Annotated in this window: 1 protein-coding gene; it reads right to left on the bottom strand. The window is 66.4% G+C overall.

The annotated features are described in order from the left end of the window. Positions 1–234 (bottom strand): AMP-binding protein (locus LQ326_RS48190; protein WP_372497156.1); only part of this gene is annotated, 234 nt, incomplete at its 3' end. Positions 235–247 lie beyond the last annotated feature (13 nt).

Raw genomic sequence — 247 nt, 5'->3', positions numbered from 1 at the left:
ATACGCCAGCTGACCGACCGCGATCTCAGGGAACTCACAACGGCCGCTCTCCAGCTCTTCCAACCGGACGGTCTGAACGTGCTCCGACAGCCGATTCGCCGTTTCCTCCCCCACCAGCACCAGCTCGGCTCCACTGTCGTGGACCATGTAGGCCAGCCGGTCAGTGGGGTACTCCGGGTCCAGTGGCACGTACGCCCCGCCCGCCTTCCACACCGCCAGGATCGCCACCACCATGTCGGTCCCGCGT

This window comes from Streptomyces shenzhenensis (assembly GCF_021462265.1).
GTDB classification, from domain to species: Bacteria; Actinomycetota; Actinomycetes; order Streptomycetales; family Streptomycetaceae; genus Streptomyces; species Streptomyces shenzhenensis.
The sequence above is the reverse complement of the archived record's forward strand: the minus strand, read 5'-3'. Positions and strand labels throughout refer to the sequence as shown.